At 34.1% G+C, this 18,635-nt stretch carries 12 protein-coding genes and 1 tRNA gene; 9 read left to right on the plus strand and 4 right to left on the minus strand.

Features of this window, described 5'->3' with window-relative positions:
- Positions 1 to 32 precede the first annotated feature (32 nt).
- Positions 33 to 578, plus strand: coding sequence for an ankyrin repeat domain-containing protein (locus OPR35_RS00850; protein ID WP_007302070.1), 546 nt, complete (start codon positions 33 to 35; stop codon positions 576 to 578).
- 235 nt (positions 579 to 813) lie between these two features.
- Here the strand turns inward: OPR35_RS00850 and OPR35_RS00855 are convergent, their stop codons facing one another.
- Positions 814 to 3,303, minus strand: coding sequence for an AsmA family protein (locus OPR35_RS00855; protein WP_007302069.1), 2,490 nt, complete (start codon positions 3,301 to 3,303; stop codon positions 814 to 816).
- 375 nt (positions 3,304 to 3,678) lie between these two features.
- Positions 3,679 to 5,175 carry a murein biosynthesis integral membrane protein MurJ gene (gene murJ, locus OPR35_RS00860; protein WP_026097235.1) on the minus strand — a complete coding sequence of 499 codons (1,497 nt, stop codon included), beginning with the start codon at positions 5,173 to 5,175 and terminating at the stop codon, positions 3,679 to 3,681.
- 131 nt (positions 5,176 to 5,306) lie between these two features.
- On the opposite strand from murJ, the gene OPR35_RS00865 reads away from it, so the two are divergent.
- The 8 genes from OPR35_RS00865 (at position 5,307) to OPR35_RS00900 (ending at position 13,148) form a co-directional block, all read left to right on the plus strand.
- Positions 5,307 to 5,382, plus strand: a tRNA-His gene (locus OPR35_RS00865).
- Between the two features lie 147 nt (positions 5,383 to 5,529).
- Positions 5,530 to 6,060, plus strand: a complete 531-nt coding sequence (locus OPR35_RS00870; RefSeq protein WP_007302066.1) for a hypothetical protein — start codon at positions 5,530 to 5,532, stop codon at positions 6,058 to 6,060.
- 89 nt (positions 6,061 to 6,149) lie between these two features.
- Positions 6,150 to 8,198, plus strand: coding sequence for a tRNA uridine-5-carboxymethylaminomethyl(34) synthesis enzyme MnmG (mnmG, locus tag OPR35_RS00875; protein ID WP_007302065.1), 2,049 nt, complete (start codon positions 6,150 to 6,152; stop codon positions 8,196 to 8,198).
- A 1-nt stretch (position 8,199) separates the two neighbouring features.
- A complete protein-coding gene (locus OPR35_RS00880; protein WP_264376616.1) occupies positions 8,200 to 9,996 on the plus strand; it encodes an aminopeptidase P family protein in 1,797 nt (598 codons plus the stop codon).
- 94 nt (positions 9,997 to 10,090) lie between these two features.
- Positions 10,091 to 10,456, plus strand: a complete 366-nt coding sequence (locus OPR35_RS00885) for a hypothetical protein (protein WP_006014880.1) — start codon at positions 10,091 to 10,093, stop codon at positions 10,454 to 10,456.
- Between the two features lie 97 nt (positions 10,457 to 10,553).
- Positions 10,554 to 11,198 (plus strand): alpha/beta hydrolase, encoded by a 645-nt coding sequence (locus OPR35_RS00890; protein WP_007302063.1) that lies wholly within the window; start codon positions 10,554 to 10,556, stop codon positions 11,196 to 11,198.
- Between the two features lie 5 nt (positions 11,199 to 11,203).
- Complete coding sequence (locus tag OPR35_RS00895; protein WP_265024881.1) at positions 11,204 to 11,983, plus strand: SDR family oxidoreductase; 780 nt, start codon at positions 11,204 to 11,206, stop codon at positions 11,981 to 11,983.
- Positions 11,984 to 12,074: 91 nt separating this feature from the next.
- The gene (locus OPR35_RS00900) at positions 12,075 to 13,148 is read left to right on the plus strand and encodes an ankyrin repeat domain-containing protein (protein ID WP_007302061.1); all 1,074 of its coding nucleotides are present in this window, start codon (positions 12,075 to 12,077) and stop codon (positions 13,146 to 13,148) included.
- A 244-nt stretch (positions 13,149 to 13,392) separates the two neighbouring features.
- Here OPR35_RS00900 and OPR35_RS00905 read toward each other — a convergent pair whose 3' ends face one another.
- Together OPR35_RS00905 and OPR35_RS00910 are read right to left on the minus strand one after the other, a co-directional pair.
- Positions 13,393 to 16,260, minus strand: coding sequence for a hypothetical protein (locus tag OPR35_RS00905; protein WP_265024882.1), 2,868 nt, complete (start codon positions 16,258 to 16,260; stop codon positions 13,393 to 13,395).
- Positions 16,241 to 18,595 (minus strand): VirB4 family type IV secretion/conjugal transfer ATPase, encoded by a 2,355-nt coding sequence (locus OPR35_RS00910; protein ID WP_264375800.1) that lies wholly within the window; start codon positions 18,593 to 18,595, stop codon positions 16,241 to 16,243. The genes OPR35_RS00905 and OPR35_RS00910 overlap by 20 nt, the downstream gene beginning before the upstream one ends.
- Positions 18,596 to 18,635: the final 40 nt, after the last annotated feature.

Raw genomic sequence — 18,635 nt, forward strand, 5'->3', positions numbered from 1 at the left:
TATACTAAGCTGTAAGAAATTAGAGGTATTTTATGTATCAAGAACAAGAAAATTCAGTAAGTAATTCTCGATTGACTCTTCCTCATATGGAATTATCGTTGAGAGCCAAACAAGATACTAATCCAACAGATAATGAAGGTCTTGTCCCTTTACATTATGCTGCTTGCGGAAATCGCTTAGAGCAAGTGAAATTATTGCTTAAAAACGGAGCAAATGTTAATGCATTGGATAATTATGGTTTTACTCCTTTACATTATGCTGCTTCCATAAATTGTAAAGAGGAGGTGGAATTATTGCTTAAAAACGGAGCAGATATTGATGTAAGAAATCATTTCGGTGCTACTCCTTTATATTTAGCTGTTCAGGGAGGCCATGAGAATGTGGTAAAATTATTGCTTAAAAACGGAGCAAATATTAATATAGCAGATAATTCTAGCAAGACTGTTTTACATTTATCTGTTCTCAAAGGCCACACAGAGATAACAAAGTTATTGCTTGGAGATATGGAGACTCCAAGTACAAGCTGCATCGATATAAGCATTGAAGAGTTACAAGTAACTAGTAAGTCTTATTATTAGAGGGTAGATGAAGTTTACTATCTCCTAAATCGTATCTGTTCAGATTCATGTGAAATCAGTCCTTTTTTTCTTGTCATGAAAGTAGCTGACACTGGGATCCAGTTTGACGAAAGCGCTCTACAACGTTTTTTGTGAAAAAGCCAGTGTCAGGCACTGACCATTTGTTGCTACGTTTTTGTCTATCTTATTTTGCCACCCTGCTGAACGGATACCCTAAATCATGTAGCTAAATGAGTTAACTATTTTTCTTGCTAACTAAGGTGTTGTAAATTTGGTCTACATCAAAACTCATCTTAGGGCACCAAATAGGGCCATCTAAGTGTGCCTCGATATAAAGAGGACTATTATGATTTGGTAGTATGAAAAAGAGTCTGAATATAGAAGTTAAGGAGAACTTAGATAAGATTAAATTAGAAGAGATAGAACCTGATGCTTGATCGATACTAAACTGTGAACTAGTTGAACATACACCACTGTTAATACTTACTTTTCCATTAATATTTTCAAAAAGCGTACTGCCATTATATATATCAACGTAAGCAAGCTTGGAAATTTCAGGTTTATTCTTACTGCTTAACAACTTAGTGATGAATGAATTAAAATCCACATTTGTAAACTCTATTTTCTGTGCTTGAAAGTTTACATTTCCTGATAAGTTACTAGCCCAATCATCAAAGCTTGTCCCTTGAGTTTTGATTTCACCACTTAAGCTTATCTTGCCATTTATGTTATTAACTCCTATAACTTCCTTGGTGTCCAAATTTGCAATAGAAAATTTTATGTGAATTGAGCCTGCTTTTAGATAACCCTGAAAAAACATTTGTCCATGTTCTAGTATGTAACTTATCTTTTTGATAGTGATAGTGCTGTTTCTTATCACTGTATCCAAGTTAAAATCTTTTAAGACGTTTTGCCCAATTTTAAATTCTGTAGTTTTGATTTGCACGTTTGCATCAAAATCTCCTTTCTCATCTAAAAAATTAAGCTGCTTTGTTGACCATTGAATTTGATTTATTTCATTTCTTGAGTTTCTTTTTACCTCTAATAGTTTTGGTAATTTAAAGATATTTCCATTAAATTTATTACCTGTAAGGTTTACGTCTAATAAAGGCTTAGTGTATTTTTGATCCACTAATATTTTTACACTACCGGTAATGTCGAAATTTTCTCCGAATAACTTTATTTTATCTGCAACTAGCTTGTTCTCTTGTATTTTTAATGAAAAATCCAAATCTTCAATTTTTGTACCATTGAATATAGAATCTTTAACACTAGTTCTTATATTTACATCATATTTAATATTTTTCAGCCATTGCACTTTGCTGAATAATGAATAATCATATTTATCTATATTAATGTTATGTATGCTAAATTTACTATCGATCATATTGTGTTTTTTTGTGTGATTTACCTTAATTGATCCTTGCCAAGATTCTTTGTTATTTAGCAATCTGATATCTGAAAGAGATAATATTCTAGGTGCTAAATATAGTTTAGAACTTGCTGTAAATTGACTTTTCTCTCTTTCTTGCATCTTGATAGAAGGTAAAATATGTGAAATGAACGACTCACCCTTTATCAATATATCACCATTAAATTCAGACAAGTTGCCATTGTTTGAAACTTTTCCTGATAAGCGAGATATATTATTGGTTCCAGGAAACTGAAGAAGAGTATCAACGTTTATTTCGCCATTAGCAAATTTTAGCGTAGCATGAAATTTGTCCAATATCCTGTTTTGATATTGAATATTTGAAGCTTCCATATTAAAATCCAAGCTCAGGTTCTTTGGCACAACCTCTCTAAAAGATTCTAAAAGACCCTTCATATCTGTTGTTTTGTGTGAGCCGTTTTTGAGGTCGACTTTACTAAAACTAATATTGATATTAGTATGATCACTTTTTCTATCATTTTGTATTATACCAGTGCCTTGCATGCTTTTGGACTCAATTTTTAAATCAGTTGCCGTAAACTCGCTTTCATTGAGATTGATATTGGATGATATCTCAATATTTTCGCTGGGAATCACATAAGAAAGGAAGCTAAGATTAATGATTTTTGCCAAGCCGCTCATAGAATCAGAATTATTATTAATCGTCAATACTAAATTGCCCTTGAGCTCTTCTTGATTTCTATTACCTTTAAATAGCAAATTTGCAAAATTTGAATCAACACTAATGTGTACATTATTTTTTGTGACATTAACCTTTCCAGAAAAATCGTAATTGTTGTCACCAATCTGTACTTCACCAAAAAACTGCTTATTTTTTTTTATAGCAACTTCCTTGATATTAATAGTATCGGCGTTAAAACTTATTTGGCTGTCCTTTATTAATATATCAACTATATTATCATTGGCTTTCGTATTTATAATATTAAGTAAATTTTCTTTGTTGCTTTTCATGCCCAAAAATGAGATTGACTTTGGTTGCAATGAAAATGAAAACAACGATGGCCTTATTTCAATTTTTTTTGCACTAATTAAATCTGATAATTTTTGCTCCTTGTTTTTGTTGTATTGTACATATACATTGTGAATAGTAAGTTTTGGAGTAATGAGCGAAACTTCAATTTTTCCTCCAACATGTACTTTAGCATCATACGTCTTCTCTAACTCTTTTACGATATATTCTCTGTAGCCACTCCAATCCTTAAAAGTTGCAGCAACGTGCATGAGAATTAATAGCAACGAGATTGATAATATGGCGTATAAAGAAAGTTTCATAATAGACCTCTCATTCCAGCATCCCTTCTCTTCTTGTCATCCCAGTTTGGGATCCAGGAAATTTGATTAGACATTAAGTTAATTAGCAAAAAAGTAGCTATTCTTATGTTAAAGCACAGCATTTTTACATGAGAAGCTGGTCTGATGAGCACTGGGTTCCCAGTGGAAATTGCTCTCAAACCACAACACTTATACAGTTGTGTGTGTGACACTGTGATCCAGTGTGACTTAAATAAGGTTTTCCAGATTATATAATCAACAAAATTTCTGGATCCCAGTGCTTGACACTGGGATGACAGGAATAGGTTATGGGATGAAAGAAGTGGATATTGGAATAGTAGCTGAAATGACATATAGCAATACAAAGGGTGTAATTTACACATATTTCAAATTATTCAAATTTCCTCTAAAAATCAGGTAAAGAGTGCTAGAATAAATAATAACACTCAAAGCTATTAAAGTTACTAAATAAACAATACGAGCTAGCCCTCTATCGAAAAACAACCCTGCTGATAAGTAATTAGAGAGATAAAGAACTATTGACATAACCAATGTTGCAGTGAGAATTTTTACAATATTTAGTAATAATGCTTGGCTAAGCTTATACATCTTATTTATTGTTAAATAATTAATCAATAAAATAGAATTTATCCAAGTGGAAATGGAAGTAGCAATAGCAATTCCTATATGTTGGTATTTGTTCATTAATAGGAGATTTAGTATTACGTTAATTCCAAGGCACGTTAATGAGAACATAGTTGGTATTTTTAGCTTTCCCCTAGCAAAGAATGTGGGTAGCAATACTTTATTTATAATAAATGCGGGTAAAGAAAGAGAAAATGCTACTAATGTAGGAACAGTTTGCTGCACTGCATAATAATCAAATCGGCCGTAAGAAAAAAGCGTAAGTAAAATCATGTCAGGAATAATGATAAAAGCAGCAGTTATTGGCATAATTAATATTAACCCTATATTAAGGGCCTTGTTCTGTATTTTGACTATATTCTCAGTATCATTTATTCGTTTTGAAATCATAGGAAGAAGTACTGTACCAATTGCAGTGCCAATTACTCCTTGCGGTAGTTGATTTAGTCTATCGGCATAATATATATAAGAAACTGCATTTGGTATAAAACTCGCCATGATTGTGTCAATCCATACACTTATTTGTATTACACAATTGTTGATAATTGCAGGTATTACACGCTTGAAAAACAACTTCACTTCGTTACTTAATTCTAAACTAAAAGAAAAGAAAGCCTTTAATTTGTATGCACTAAATATTATTAAAAGTAGCTGCAAAATCCCTCCAATCAGGACGGCTATAGAAAGGTTATGAGCCGGTGTTTCAATGTAAGGTAAAAACAAACTGATGATTAAACAGAGGTTCAAAATGATTGGTGAAATAGCTGTTGAAGCAAAATGCTGTTTTACTTGCAACATTCCACCAATAAGTGATGCGATTGACACGAAGATTATGTAGGGCATCATAATTTTCGACAAAGTTACAGTAAAGGTAAATTTATTTTGGTCAAATCCAGGAGTGAAGATTTTGATCATGTAAGGGAAGAAGGTTTGTGTGATAAGGCAAAAAATTACTAGAATAATAAACGTAATGGATATTACACTACTTGCGAAATTAAATGCCTTTTTATTATCATATGACTCTGCAGAGTATAATGGTATGAATGAGGTAGTAAATGCCCCCTCTGCAAAAAACGATCGAAATAAATTAGCAAAGCGAAACGAGGAAAAGAATATATCTGCAAGAGAGGTTGCACCAATAACCGTAGCAATCAATACATCTCTTATTAGCCCTGAGATTCTTGAAATAGCTGTAAAAAAACTAAATGTGAAAATACTTTTAAACATATCATGGTGTCAATACGATTGAGTATAATGATAAAAGCATGAATGAAAATATTTAAAACCCTCTGCAAAAGGAGGTAACTTAAATAATTAATTGACTATTTGTGCTCGTATGTTAAAAATTTTATATCTTGGCGGGCGTAGCTCAGTTGGTAGAGCGTCAGTTTGTGGTACTGAATGTCGCCAGTTCAATCCTGGTCGCTCGCCCCACTCAAAATTTTCACTTTACATAAATATAAACATTAGATATTTTTGCACGGCCGTTAGCATTCCTTGTTGCTCTAGTATTTAGATGGTGGAGGGGAAGTTTGCAATTTAGAGTAAAAATGATGCCTATTAATTAGTGAGAGGGATTGTATGTATATTTGTTTGTTAGCTTATAGTATAGTGTCAGCACTAGGAATATTAGCTTGGTGGTTGAGTTTTGACACTTCATCACCTTTAGCCATAGGTGCAATTGCTGGTTCTATGGCTCTAGCATTGATTGCGGTTTTGCACGTAGGATGTTTGCTATATAAGTTTTGCAAAAGAGATCCTATTGAGGAAGATCATGGAAAAATAGCAATTTTTTTGGGTATGGCTATACCTATAAGTACTATGATTGGGGCAGTGCTTAATGCAAGTGTGATTGCTGTTCTTCCTAACCCAGTAGTAACAGTGATTATCTTAGTAAGTGCAATAACAGGGCTAATAGCAACAATTATGGGGGTTTATGTAGCCACATCTTTAGTGCATTGTGCAGATGAAGCAGCAATTACATTTGCAGCAAGTGCAACTTCGATTACAGATTCTACATTTGTTAGAATATCTCAGGAAGAAGAAGTGGATGAGCGTATTACCTCTCCTACAGTTGAAAAAGTTTCTTCTGTAAAAGAGACGATAATTTGAGCTAAGTTAGTTTGTAACACTGGAATCTGTAAAATTTGACATCAATCACTGATAGTTGGAATATTATAGATTAGGAATTACTCAAGAAGATGCATAAGTACGACGTAGTGGTAGTAGGTGGCGGTCATGCCGGGTGTGAAGCAGCTACAGCTGCAGCACGTCTTGGTGCAAGCACGCTACTTATAACTCACAAAATTTCAACTATAGGAGAGATGTCTTGTAATCCAGCAATTGGAGGAGTTGCAAAGGGTGTTGTAGTTAGAGAAGTAGACGCCCTTGATGGAATAATGGGGAGAGCTATCGACCGAGCAAGCATACACTCGGTCGTTTTAAATGGCAGCAGAGGCGCAGCAGTATGGGGCCCACGTGCACAAGCAGACCGAAAATTATACAAAAAAGCAATACAGGAAATTATTCTAAATTATAACAACTTGACAGTAAAAGAAGAGTCAGTTGACGATTTTCTTATCGAAAGTGATAGCAATGGAGAATCTTATATAAAAGCTGTAATAACAGACTCAGGTGAACGTATACTGACAAGCAGAGTTGTTTTGACTACAGGGACTTTTTTACGTGGTGTGATTCATATAGGAGAGCAAACAACTCCTTCTGGAAGAATAGGAGATAAACCTGCAATAGAGCTCGCAAACACGCTAAAGAAGTATGATTTTAAACTGGGCAGGTTACGTACCGGAACTCCACCGAGGCTTGATCGTGGCACTATAAACTGGTCGGTATTACAAGAACAAGTGGGTGACAATCCACCTACACCATTTTCTTATCTTACAGAGAAAATTAACCAGCCTCAGGTTTCATGTTTTATTACTCATACTAATGAACATACACACAGAGTAATTCGAGAGAATCTTCACAGATCAGCTTCTTCATATTTAGATAACGTTATTGCACCAAGATACTGCCCATCAATTGAAACTAAAGTTAAAAAATTTGCAGAAAAAAATAATCACCAAATATTTCTAGAACCAGAAGGGATTGATGATAACACTATATATCCAAATGGAATTTCAAATTCATTGCCCATCGAAGTGCAGTATGAAATGATAAAGAGTATAAAAGGGCTTGAAAATGCAGAAATATTAAGACCTGGATATGCAGTTGAATACGATTATATCGATCCACGAGAGCTATTTCATACTCTCGAAACTAAGAAAGTTAAAGGACTATATTTTGCTGGTCAAATTAATGGTACCACTGGATATGAAGAAGCAGCTGGGCAGGGAATTATTGCCGGAATCAATGCAGCACTCTCTTTATCTCAAAAAAGTTTTGTTCTTCATCGTACAGACTCATATATCGGTGTAATGATAGACGACTTGGTCACTAAGGGAATTACCGAGCCTTACAGATTATTTACCTCGCGTGCAGAATATAGACTGGCAATCAGGTCAGATAATGCAGATAGAAGATTGACACAAAAAGGTTATGACATCTCTCTTGTGTCGCATGAGAGATACTCTGTTTTGCAGGGTAAACTTAAATCCATTAAGCAACTTGAGGAGAAATTAGAGAGCCTAACAATTACTCCTGAGCAGCTCAGGTCCTATGGCATTAAAATATCTTATGATGGAATAAGAAAAACAGCATTAGATTTGCTCGGTTATCCAAATATTGACTGGAATAAATTACGAGAAATATGGCCAGAGTTAAACATGGGTTCCAGTGTCAGCTACTTGCATAACGCCAAAGCACCTCTTCCTGTCATCCAAGTAGCTGACACTGGGATCCAGTACTTGAATGATGATGGAATGGATGCAGTTGACACTGAAAAAAATGTAGATTCCAGCGTCATGTGCTGGAATAACACTATAACTGATAGCATAGCCAAGAATGAAATATATGAAGCAGTTGCAATTGAAGCAAAATACAAGCCTTATTTAGTAAGACAAGAAGCAGATATGAAGTTTCTACAAGAGGAAGTTAATACTCAAATTCCAACTAATTTCAACTACTCACAGATTAAAGGCTTGTCAACTGAAGTGATAGAAAAGTTGCAGTCAATAAAGCCAGCAACAATTGGTATTGCGAAGCAAATACAAGGTATCACTCCAGCAGCGATAGTTAGCATATTAGTGTACCTTAGGAATAAGAAAACGAAAATAGCTGCTAATTCTGCGTAACATGTCAAAAATCGAAGAATTTCGCTCTTTTATGCACGAAATAAATGTTGATACATTTATGTTGAATACTAAAGACGAGTATTTAAATGAATATTCAAAAGAGTTAGCAGAGTTATGTGGCTTCACGGGAACAAATGGGCTACTTATCGTTACAAAGAGTAATAAGTGCCCATTTTTTACAGATGGACGCTATATCACACAAGCTCGCAGTCAGCTCGATCAGGGCAGTTTTCGAGTATATAATATACAAGAAGAGGATCCACACAAATGGGTAAAAGCAAACTTAACATTGACTACCTCACTGGGTTACTATCCGCAATATTTTACTATGAAGGACATAAGAAAATATGAAGGCATTTGTAAACTAGTACCATACTTAATTAAAAAAGATAGTAGTCATAAAGCACAAACAATAGTCTCACATGTATCTGGTGAGAGTGGTAAGGATAAATGTGAAAGAGTAGCTAAAAACATAGAGGCTGAAGCAGTGCTTCTGACTGATCCAAATTCAATTTCGTGGTTATTAAATTTAAGAAATGAAAGTTCTGAATATACTCCTTGTATATTGGGTCGTGCTATATTGTATAAAAATGCCAATGTTGATTTATTTATTCAAGATAAAGAACATTCAACTATAGAAGCAAATTTTGATAACCATATAAATGTTTTTGATATTAGTGAGCTAGAAAATTCACTACATAAGTTAAATTTGGTGGTGATAGATCCAAGCACGACTCCAATGAGCATTATGAATGCAATAGATCCCTTGTATAACCATTATTTAAATGAAAAATCAGCTTCGGTGTCATTCCAGTGCTTGACCAGAAATAAAAAAGCATGGATCCCAGTGTCAAGAACTGGGATGACAATAAGTAATGAAAGAGGTCTAATAGAAAATAAGCAGATAATTGAGAAGGAGGATCCTTGTTTGATTCACAAAGCAGTAAAAAATCAAACTGAAATAACTGGAGCTATAAGTGCGCACATCAAAGATGGAGTAGCAGTTATAAATTTTCTATATTGGCTTGAAAACAATATTGACAGTGAAATTACTGAGCTTGAAGCTGAAGAAAAAGTTTTAGAATACAGAAAAGAGCAGAATTTGTTTAAGCAACCGAGTTTTCCAACAATTTCAGCATTCAACGAGAATGGAGCAATCATTCATTACCGTGCAAGCAATAAGACAAATAAAGTCATTCAAGAAGATGGGCTGTATTTAATTGACTCTGGTGGTCAGTACCTTGATGGCACAACCGATGTTACAAGAACTATAGCAATTGGTAGTCCAACCAATGAGCAACGAGCTCACTACACAATAGTATTAAAAGCTCACATTGCGATAGCAAGTGCGGTCTTTCCTTCTGGCACTACTGGTGGAGAATTGGACATATTAGCGCGTATACATTTATGGAAATTTGGAATGGATTACATGCACGGTACAGGACATGGAGTAGGAAGTTACCTTTCGGTACACGAAGGACCGCAAACAATATCAAGAGGAAATAAAGTGGAACTCATTCCAGGCATGATACTTTCTAACGAGCCTGGTTATTATATTCCAGGAAAGTATGGAATAAGAATTGAGAATCTGATGTATATTGAAAGGCGAGAAAACGTCTTTTTAAGCTTTAAACAATTGACCTCTGTTCCTTATGATAAAAAGCTAATAGATATACAAATGCTTACTGAAGATGAAGTTAAATGGATAAATAGCTATCACCAATTTGTTTATAAAAATATAGAAAATGGCATAAAAGATAAGGAATGGTTAAAGAGAGTATGTGAACCTTTAAAATAGTTAATTTGTCATTTAATCAAGTATTAATATAGTTGTTCTTGTATTGTTTTTAATTAAAAACAATATATAATATTAGTTTCAAATAGGTGTAATTATGACAGATAAAGTGCAAGATGATGAATTTATGAAGCAGTACATGGATACTTGCAAAGAGCAAATAGAAAAATTGGCAAGCGACCCTAATTTGCTTCAACAGACCTTAAAGCCATTCATGCAAATGTCTCAGCAACTTATGGCTGGCGGTATGCTAGAAGGAAATATGCCTAGCATGATACCTGATATGGGTGGTATGGATATCAACAAGATGATTGCTCAGATGAAGGAAATGTATGATTACATAAAGAGTAATCACAAAGAGCTCATGAGAAAAGATGCTTCACAAATTCAAGAGCTTGATGATTCCAGCAGAAGATTGAGAGGCTTGGTCAAGAAATTGATAGAGAAAGTTGAAGCTAAGTAGTATTTATTCATATCAAAGAGCTATAGCAGTAGTGAGGTCTTGTTCCTCAAATTTAGTATTACCATAGAGTTAAATATAAACATAAAGGGATGAAGAGATGATTGAACTTAAAAGCCAAGAAATTTGTCCAAATGGAAATAAGAAAAATTTGATTATTTTTTTTCATGGTTGGGGTTCAAGTGGTGATAATTTCGCTCACCTTGCTAAAGTTATGAGCAAATTTTTACCCGATTCATGTTTTGTGGTACCGAATGCTCCGTTTGAGAGGGAAATAGGTGATGGTTATCAGTGGTTTAGTTTAGAGGATCGTAGTGAAGAAGCACTATATAATGGGGTGAAAAATGCTGCATCAATTGTAAATCATTTTATTGATACAAAATTAAAGGAGCTTAATTTAAAAGATACTCAGCTTTCTTTAGTTGGATTTTCTCAAGGGGCAATGCTTGCAATGCATGTAGCTCTTACCCGGCTTCAGTCTTGTGCATCGGTTATTGCATATTCTGGTAGGTTTCTTTCACCTTCAAAAATTGCACCGGAGATCAAATCAAAACCCAGCATATGTGTTATTCATGGTGACGCTGATGATGTGGTACCTTTTTCTTCCCTTGATTTAGCGGTTAAAGCTCTGAAAGAAAATGGAGTAAACGCTCAAGGATACCCAATTCATGGATTAGGCCATATTATTAATGAAGAAGGAATAAGGTTAGGGGTTGAGTTTATCAAGAAGAATTTTGGAAATTAATTTCCATGCACTTGTTTTGCTTTGGTTACGGATATGTAGCTAAATTTCTATCGAAAAAATTGCTAAATTTAGGCTGGAAAGTTAACGGTACATCAAGAAATAAAGATATACAACTTTTTGATTATGAAAAGGTTGATCAAGATCTGCTTAAAAGCGTAACACATGTTTTAGTTTCTATTCCTCCAGACGGCGATGATGTTATGGAGAGATACGGTCATTGTCTGGAGAATATTAAATGGCTTGGTTATCTGTCTGCAACTAATGTTTATGGTGACCACTGTGGTAATTGGGTGAATGAGGAATCTGAAACAAAGCCTATAGAAATTAGAGGAGAAAAGCGCCTTGAGTCTGAAAAGAAGTGGCTAAGTAGCAAATTGCCTGTACATATTTTTCGTTTGGCTGGGATATATGGTCCTGGTAGAAATGCGCTAATTGACCTGCAGCTTGGCAAAGCAAGAAATGTGAAAAAAATTTTTTCTCGTGTTCATGTTGAAAATATATCGAATATTTTATTTTCTTCCATGCAAAATATAAAGCCTTATGAGATATACAATTGTGCAGATGATTTACCTGCTACGCAATCTGAAGTGGTCACGTATGCAGCCGAGCTTCTCAATATTAGCCCTCCAGAGCCAGTTGAGATTTCTTCCGTACCAAATTACGCACGGGGTTTTTATTTAGGGTCAAAAAAAGTAAGCAATACTAAAATTAAAAAAGACCTTGGTGTCTCTCTAGTTTATCCTGATTACAAGGTGGGTTTAAAGAGTTTGTATATATTAGAATAGAGAAAATAGATTGCCAGATGCAAAAAATTTTTCTTGAATGTTCCTTGTTTTGATGTAGTACCACTAGGCATACTATTATATAGAGGTAAATATGTTCAGCACTCAATCGCTCCCGGTTGAAAATATTCTATTACATCAAGCCGCTTATAATGGTAACATAAATGAAGTTAGGTTATTACTTAATGTAAAAACTGATATCAATATCAAGGATAAAAAAGGATTTACAGCCTTGCATTTTGCTGTTTATTCAGGACATTTAGACGTAGTAAAGTTACTAATCAGTAAAGAAGCTAATATTCATGCAAGAACTACTAAAGGCAGTACAGTTTTACACTTTGCTGTTGTAGCTAAAAGCAAAGCTATAGTAGAGGAGTTAATTAAAGCGGGAGCTGATCCCAATATAAAAGACTGTACTGATGGTAAGACACCTTTACATATTGCTGCTCAAAATGGACTTGTAGAAGTTGTAAAGGTGTTACTTAATACTCAAGAAATTGAGATTGATGCTAAAGACAATGAATTTGGTATAACAGCTCTGTACTTAGCCTCTCAGAACGGACATACTGAAATAGTTGAACTATTAATTAGCACAAAAAATGCTGATGTTAACATAGTAGATAAAAAAAATAATGTCACACCCTTGTATCTAGCTGCTCAGAATGGGCATGCAGCAGTAGTTAAGTTGCTTCTTGATAATGGTGCTAAAGTCAATGGCTGTGATACCAGTATGAATCCTTTGTGTGTAGCTATTGATAATGGCCATGACGAGGTAGCTCAATTATTACTTAGTGTAGAAGGGGTGGATGTCAATATTGGCAATCAGCTTGGCAATACACCTCTACATATAGCAGCTATGAAAGGTAATGAAAAAATGGCAAGATTACTGCTAGAAAAAGGTGCTGATCCTAATATTAAAAACCTTTCAGGAGATACTTCCTTACAAGCTGCTGAATACGTAAGAAAAATTAGCTGGCATGATAATCCTCCAAATGTACAAGGAGGATTCTTCGTGTTAGTTGGCTCGAATGGAATATATTCATTTCAGCAATTTTATGAGCAAAAAAAAATTATGGAGCTTTTGGTACAACATATAAAGGACAGCAGACCTAGCTCATCAGTAGATGAAATTGACGTATCTGTTCAGCAGAGTAGCAAAATAAGATAGATGAGAAAACTAGTTTGTGACATTGGCGTCCAGTTAAATTTACATGGATTCCAGTGTCAAGCACTGGAATGACATTATGGAAGCCGTGATGACAAGGAAGGAAGCACTAGAAAGAAATGGTGTCACGCACTGGGATGACATTATGGGAACTGAGATACAAGAAAAGAAACACTGGTTTGACATGCATCTGTCTCAGTGATGTAAATTCGACTTTACCCCATTTGCAACCATCAGGGTTCTTTGACTATAGACCTAACAATTCTTTTCTAATTTCTTCTTTAATTGTATCAATAATCTTTTGATCAAGTTTATTTATTAAGGAATCATCAATACCTGTGATGTCATCTGGATTTTGTATCATTTTTTCAATAGCATCATCTATTTTTTTTACTCTTTTTTCATTAATTTCCTCAAATATAGGTTTAATTTTCACATAACCAGGAGCGCCCTTGCTATAACTTTTGCTTCTTTCGTTGATACAACCACCAGCACCATATGTTTTATTCACGTAGTTTTTACTACATTTTGTTACATCTTTATACCCAATCTCACCATTTTCTATATATGCTATTTTATTATCTTTACTAGAGTTTAGCTTGTCCCCTTTCTTAATTTCTTCTTTTAATTTTAAACTTTGTTCATGAATTATTGTATCTTTGTAATTCTTTCCCCCATAGGTTCTGTATGTACCTCCGCCTGCAACAGTAATTAAATCTTTACAAATTGTTTCTGAAGAGTCTCTGCACATTTTTATTAAAGTTGGTCCCCCATCCTTGTTAGATTTATCATTTTCTTGTCCACCACCTCCTTCTGTTACTTTTACTTTAATATATGGATAACTAGGGTTGACTCTCAGTTTAGCTTTAATGTAATCACCTGGCATTCCTAGTCTACTTACAGTAGACTGAGCTTTACCATCTATATGACCAGCTTCACCACCTCCCCATGCTTCTATTTCAACGTAATCATACATTGACAGATCATCTGTATAGCCATCTCCAAGCTCATAAAGTTTTTGATCCCTGTCTTCAATAATCTTCTTCTTATGTTTCAATTGTGCTATTATTATTTCACGTAATCTCTTTTTTAAACCCTCTAAATCGAACCTACACAATTTATCAGCATAAAAGACTTCTGTTCTATTTGCTTTAATCGGTTGATTTTTTAATTGTGTGCACTTTTGTATTTCACCTTTCTCGTTTTTTACTGTTTTACCATCCTTATCCTTGCAATCCACTTCCTCATATCTTAAGTAAAATAGTTTATCATTCTTATCTACATACTGTGTTGAGCGACTACATACTCCATCAAAGCAGAGGCAACCATCATCACCGTGATTACAGTTTTTTTCTTCATACTTTCCATCTGTTAACTCATATACTATTTTGCATTTGTCACAATTTTGTTTTGTATCTACCTCTTTATCCTTTTTTTCCATGCAGTTATCTCTAGACTTATTTTCAGCAGGAATGGAAATATATCCTTTTTTATTAAATATTATTTCATTCAGTGCATCTTGTGGCTTTGCTAAAACATCAACTAATTCAATAATTCCCCCTTTTTTGCAAGGAAAATAATAAGATTGATTTGATTCTTTCGAGTAAACAGTATTGTGTTTAGCATAGCTTGCTCTCATTGACTTCAGTGATATTAGCTCACTTCCTTTTTCAAGAACGAATTCCTCCGGTTCTGGCTGCCAACCAGAAAGGCATAGCATTTTACTTTTAGGATTTTCTTTATATTTTATTTCTACTTTTGGATATCCTGAGCCATCTAGTTTGCACTTACCATTCTGAAGCTCTTTACATTCTGTTTCAATATCGGGAACATATCCATATTTTTCTAGAACTTCAAATTGCGAATTATTTTTTAATATACCTTCTATTATGTTATCGATATCGCTTTTTATGTTACCGGTACCAGTTGTTTTTTCTACTATTGCCGGCTTTACTACTTTTAAGAATAGAGGGCCGACTTCTATAGAGCGACTGGTGTCAGCATTAACATTAAAAGTACAGACTCCATTATTGTGAGTTCCACGTGCCCTCTCAGTACAAACTCTCTCATCCATCTTCATTTTTACCTCTAGCGTATTTTCATTTATTACCTTTATTTCCTCAGGCTTTGGAGCAGTTGGTGATGGAAAACAACGGGCAGGAAATTGTAATTTTCTTTTTGATTCTTCTTTTTCAGTACCATAATATTCAGCGCAGAGCTGACCTTTTTTTCTATAAGTTTTAAAGTGATGGTGGGTATCTTTATCTGGAATAGAGTATGTAGCACTTTGAATGTTTTTATTACTTGAAATAACGCGTGGAAAAGGTAGCTCTCTTCTTTCCTTCAGCTCACCAATAATGACTCCAACTCTTGGATGGAAATAATCATTTTCTTCATTTGTTATAGGGACAATTCTAACTTGTGGTGGTGACATCGCAAGTTGTTCACAAAATGCAGGTGGGCCAGGTGCAAGTTGCACAGGGGCACACTTTACTTTTGTTTGATAGCATGTATCACAAACTTTTTCCATCTCTCCAGGACGAAAAATATTTTCCCCAGAAAATACTCTAGAGCCCCATGAAGAAATTCCTGACATACAAGCCCCTTTTTGACTACAAGCACATATCTTAGGAGAATTAGCAAATTTTACTTTTTCTTCATCAGTAACACCATCTGCCCATTCCCATCCAAGACCTTGGGCAATTTCTCCTCCAGCTTTTGTTTTATCTCCTTCCCAATCTATAAAAGCTGCTGCAGAAACTCCAGCTCCTGTACTCTGCGTTCCATATATCTGGCGGCAGAATGTTCCACTGGATAATATATAACAGTTGTCGTTCCCTTCGTAATCGCAGACCTTAATCTTTGGATCGAAGTAACCTTCTGGTTCCTGATTATTTACTGCTGTAACTTTAATAAATTGCAATAATTTTTCGTCAAAATCTAAATCGCTCCACTTGCCTTTAAAAAAATTCGCAATACCTTTTCCTGCTTTACTTCCTGTAGCTTCAATTTCAGTATTACTTTTTACAAATGTTGGACAATCAGCATATCCTTGATAAGAAAGACAAAATATCAAGGAGAATATCAATAAAAAATTAAGCTTTACATTTTTCATAGAACGCCGGTAACCACTTACTCACTTTTTCGCCTTTTTCCTTTATTGCTTCATACATATACTTTATAGTCTCTTTATTAGCTGAAAGTACATGTATTTCTTTCATATTCTTCAAATCTAGATTTAAAGTTACTAAACCTTTGTATTGCTTTATCAAAAATAAACCTTCCTGTGTTGGTGTTTGCAAAATAACATTCAGTTCCTCTTTCGACAGAGAAAATGCTTTCATGTATAACCTGTTTGCATTTATGTTCGGCATCAGGATTCTCGTATCGACATGCTTATCTAAATATTGAGTAAACTTGCTAGCAAATGCTAGGTTTAAGTTTTCAGTACTTAGAATTACTACAACATTTAACTTTGTCATTCTTTGCATCCAGTCGTCAAACTCTCCCTCTGTAGGAAAAATATTACTTATCTCCCATGCTTCATCCAAAACAAGTATTGCAGGTGAGCCATCACATTTTGCTTCGAAAGAGTATAAGAAATAGTAAAGTATCACGGACATACATTCTTTTTGCTTAGTGAGATTTGCAGTATTGAGGGATATAGTTTTTGTTCCCCAGTCAATGTCTGACTCATCACCATCTTGGAATAAGTAAGCAAATTCACCTTCACCACACCATTTACTTATTTTGCCTCCAAGAAGTAAAAGCACTTCAGAAATTTGAGAAATAGATCGCGATTCTCTTGGTATAGCAAATATAGAATCTACAATTTTTTTTGTCTTTTCTTCTACGTCTACCAAACTTGCATCTGCAACCATCCTTTTGATCAATTCAACAAGCATATTGCGATTAGAAGCACTATCTTCAATGTTCAGTGGGTTAAATTTTAGACTTTTATCTTTATATTTTGGATCAATTATGTAATATTGGCCGCTTACTGCTTTAGTAAATATTATTGATTTTCCAGTATTATCCAATATAACAATCCTAGGGTTAAATTTTCTTGATTCCGAAAGTAAGAAATTGATCAGTGAGGTTCTACCTGAATTTGGAGCTCCAAGTATTGTGGTATGACCATTATTTTTCTTTCCATGAAAGTTAAAAAAGTAAGGACTGCCTTTTTTTGAAAAAAAAACTGTTACTGCTTCTTTCCATCTTCCTCCTTTTAACGTACCTGATGTAAAATCATGCAACATAGCAAAGCTGCAAGCATATTTTTCTAATATATTTTTTGGTTGTGTAACAAAAGCAAAGTTTCCAGGAAGCTGTGCCCAAAAATGATTTTCCATGTGCAGATCAGTCCTAAACATCATCAACCCGATTAACGACATTACAGAGGATAAATCACTGATATTTTTAGCTAACCTATTCTTATCATCTGCAAAGATTGTAACAATAATTTTCTGTTGACAAAAATCCATAGCAGAAATTTTTTCAAGCTCTATTATTTCATTTATTCCTGAGTTTTGAAGTAAGGTATTGTCCTCACTGATTTGCAGTATATTAATTTGTTTTTTGAATTCTTTTACTGCTTTATTATTACTAGTAAATATTATTATTTCTGTGATGATAAGCTCAGAGTCAAGTTGCAAACACCTATCTATATTTTCTAAGGGGATTTCTCGATATTCCTTTATGCAAAAAATAGAACCAAACTTCTGTTGACCTTCAAACGATGTTTGAAATTTATTGAAACCAAAAGCTACTTTTAAATTTTTAACATGCTGCGATAGATCCCTTTCACATATTGGATAATCTTTGTGCGTTAATGTAATAATGTAATGGAGAAATTCCATCATTTGAGAATATATTTTGCCTTCACTAGACCTAAGGCCCAGTTTTTTAGCTCCAAAAGGTTCTAAATCTTTTTGAATCAGGTCAGTTATTTTTTGTAATTCTTGATGATTTTTTTGTAAAAATAACTTGTGCCTATTCTTTATCCTGCCAAAAAAAAATGCATTATTAATATGTTTGCCAAAATCACTAAGTAACACCACAATGTATAACTCATTTATATACTGTAGTTTACTATCAACTAGTTTATTAAACCACGTTGAGTGTAGCTGATCGGAAAAGTCTGCAGTTTTATTCCACTGTAAGCTCAGTTTATTGCGCTTACGGACAGTGTGAATCCAAACTGTAAAATATAAACTCTGGATATTTTTTGATATACTTTTTCTAATTTCAGTTCTAAGATCACCATAGTTATCAACTGAAGAATAGTCTTCTAACTTGATTATTTTTAACAATTCCCCCTGTTTTGTTAGTATAGTTTCTTCATCGTAGTGGCAAGCATAAGGGATAAAATCTAAATTAATACTTTCTAGTAACGCTAAATTGTTCTTTTTTTCAGAATTAGAGCTAGTGGCCGGTACTTTTGGTTGCATACAACATTATGTGTATTCAATAAAAAGATAATTAAAAAAC

The sequence above is a fragment of the Wolbachia endosymbiont (group B) of Protocalliphora azurea genome (genome assembly GCF_947251865.1).
GTDB lineage: Bacteria > Pseudomonadota > Alphaproteobacteria > Rickettsiales > Anaplasmataceae > Wolbachia.